General features: G+C 58.2%; 2 protein-coding genes. Both read left to right on the top strand.

Translation table 11 applies throughout. The features are described from left to right. Positions 1-2,197, top strand: a 2,197-nt coding sequence (locus tag AC1D0P_RS24865; protein WP_477679178.1) for a calcium-binding protein, incomplete at its 5' end; no start/stop codon positions are given. Beyond that, positions 2,182-3,393: calcium-binding protein (locus AC1D0P_RS24860; RefSeq protein WP_477679177.1), on the top strand; the 1,212-nt coding region annotated here is incomplete at its 3' end. The genes AC1D0P_RS24865 and AC1D0P_RS24860, both read left to right, overlap by 16 nt.

Here is a 3,393-nt window from a genome sequence, read left to right as displayed (position 1 = left end):
CACTGACACCCTTCGTTTTGGCCCCACGGTTTCGGCCGGCGACATAGCGGTCATACGTGACGGTTCCAGTCTCTACCTGGCGATAGACGGAACCAGCGACCGGATCACCCTGGCCAACTGGTTTGATGGCGACGCGTATAAGCTTGAGCGCGTTGAATTCGCCGACGGCACGGTGTGGAATACCGCAGACCTGGAGGCCATGGCCGGGCTCGCACTCATTGGCAGTGAAGAAGACGACTACCTGCAGGGGGCCAGCGGCAATGACATCTTGCAAGGCATGGAGGGCGACGACGAGCTTTATGGAAGCGGTGGCGATGACGTCTTGAATGGTGGGGCCGGCAACGACTATCTGAATGGCGGTGCGGGCAGTGATGTGTATCTGTTCGGCCGTGGCGCGAGGCATGATGAGATTGACGACTACAACCATGAAGAGGGCGATCTCGACACCATTCGCCTTGACGCCACCGTTGCTACCGAAGACATCCGGGTCACCCGCGATGACTACAACCTGTACCTGGCCATCGATGGCACGACCGATCGCATCAGCTTGAACAACTGGTTCAACGGCGATGAATTCAAAGCGAAACAGCTTGAATTTTCTGACGGCACGGTATGGGATGCGGCCATGCTGGAAAGCCTAATCACCGTAGCGCTCGGTACTGAAGACTACGATGTTCTGTACGGCACAGAAGGCGCCGAAGTGCTAAGCGGGCTGGGTGGTAACGACTACATCTACGGCAACGGCGGTAACGACACCCTCGACGGCGGAGCGGGAGTCGACTACCTTGATGGAGGCAACGGCAACGACACACTCTATGGAATGGAGGGGGTCGATTATCTGCACGGCGGCGCCGGCAATGACACGCTTGATGGCGGGTCAGGAGGTGATATCTATACATTCAGGCGAGGTGGTGGCATCGACACGATCAATGACACCGGCACGAGTGCTGAAGACAAAGATATTGTGAATTTTGACTGGACCGTTGCGGTCGAGGACGTCAAAGTAAGCCGCGATGAATTTAACCTCTATCTCAGCATAGACGGCACCACAAACCGCATCGAGATCACCAACTGGTTTGTCCCCGGCGCCAACACCATTGAGCAGGTTCAGTTTTATGACGGCACGTTCTGGAGCCGGGCCGACGTGGAGGCTAGGTTGCCCGTAGCTCTGATTGGCACGGAGGGCGGCGAAGAGCTGGTAGGCGGCGAAGGCGACGACTGGCTGCTAGGCTTGGGCGGCGAAGATGTCTTGATTGGTTTGGGTGGCGATGACACGCTGAACGGTGGCACTGGCAACGATGTGTACCTGTTCGCGCGAGGCGATGGTCAGGACGTGATTTATGACAGCGACGCGGCTGCAGGCAACACCGACGCCATCCGTTTCGATGCGACGGTCTTGGCCGGCGACATCAGGGTCACCCGCGACGATTTCAGTCTTTATCTGAGCATTGACGGAACCAGCGACCGAATTACGTTAAGCAACTGGTTTGGAGATATCGCGAGCAGGATCGAGCGGGTTGAGTTCGCCGATGGCACGGTCTGGCTCGCCGAAGCCCTGGAGGCGGCGGCTGAGTTTTTTCTGATGGGAAGTGAGTACGACGATTATCTGGAGGGGACCAGCGGCAGTGATACCTTGCAAGGCCTGGGTGGCAACGACACGCTCCTTGGCCGTGAAGGCGACGATGTGTACCTGTTCACGCGGGGCGATGGTCAGGACGTGATTTATGACAGCGACGCGGCTGCAGGCAATACCGACATCATCCGTTTCGGTGCGACGGTCTTGGCCGGCGATATTCGGGTGACGCGTGATTACTTCAATCTCTATCTGGGTATTGAGGGAACCAGTGACCGGATCACCGTGGCCAACTGGTTTGTGGACGACGCAAGCAGGATCGAAMGGGTTGAGTTTGCCGATGGCACGGCTTGGCTCGCCGAAGCCCTGGAGGCGGCGGCTGTGTTTATTCTGGTGGGCAGTGRGTACGACGAGTATCTGGAAGGGACCAGCGGCCGTGATGTGTTGCAAGGACTGGGGGGCAACGACATGCTCTTTGGCGGTGAGGGCGACGATGTGTACCTGTTCACGCGCGGAGATGGTCAGGACCTGATCATCGACAGCGACGCAGCTGCAGGCAATACCGACACCATCCGCTTCGGTGCGACGGTCTTGGATGGAATCCAGCCATGCTGGAAAGCCTGATTGCGGCTGTGCCGGCGTCTGAAGAGAGTGATGTTTTGTATGGCACCAGTGGAGCCGACACGCTCAACGCCTTGGGTGGTGACGACGAGGTTTATGGCAGCAGCGGCGATGACGTCTTGAATGGTGGGGCCGGCAACGATTATCTGAATGGCGGAACCGGCAACGACGTGTACCTGCTGGGCCGGGGCTTCGGCCGGGACTTCATTGAAGATAACGACGCGACCATTGGCAACCTCGACACTATCCGCTTTGACAGCACGGTCGAAGTAAGCGACATCACGGTCATGCGGGGTTACAGCAATCTGTACCTGTACATCAACGCCACCAGCGACAGGATCAGCATCGGCGACTGGTTTATGGGAAGTGATCCACTTTATGACGATGGCAGGATTGAACGGATTGAGTTCGATGACGGCACGGTGTGGACACCCGCCATTCTCCAGAGCCTGATCGTCATGGCTGAGGCAACGGAAGGCGATGATGATATCTACGGCACCGAGGGTGACGATGCGCTCAATGGCCTGGGCGGAGCGYATGACCAGTTGTGTGGTGCCGGCGGCAACGATACGCTGGATGGCGGCGCGGGAAGAGATTATCTGAATGGCGGCACCGGCAACGACGTGTATCTGCTGGGCCGAGGCTCTGGCCAGGACTTCATTGAAGATAACGACGCGACCATTGGCAGCCTCGACACCATCCGCTTTGACAGCACCGTGGCCGTTGAAGACATCATCGTCTCGCGGGATCTGAACGGCTTCCTGTCGTTGAGCATCAAGGGTACGGACGATCGGGCGCAAATCATCAACTGGTTCTACGACGATGCCTACAAAATTGAGCGTGTCGAGTTCCATGACGGCACGGTGTGGGACGCTGCAATGATCGACAGCTTGACTACATACTCCGGTACACAAGGCGACGAAGGCGTCTACGACAGCGAAGGCAATGACCTGATGCGAGGCTTCGGCGGCGATGACAACCTCTACGGCGGAGGCGGCGCGGACGTGCTCGAAGGCGGCGAGGGTGACGACAACCTCTACGACTTTGGAGACAACAACCTCTTCAACGGTGGAGCTGGTAACGACGCTCTGCAGAGCTTCGATGGGGGCGACTTCCTGATGGGCGGCGCCGGCAACGACTACCTCATCAATGGAGCAGGAGCGGACGTCATCGCCTTCAACACCGGCGACGGCGAGGAC

The sequence above is a fragment of the Polaromonas sp. P1_G2 genome (assembly GCF_056405515.1).
The sequence above is the reverse complement of the archived record's forward strand: the minus strand, read 5'-3'. Positions and strand labels throughout refer to the sequence as shown.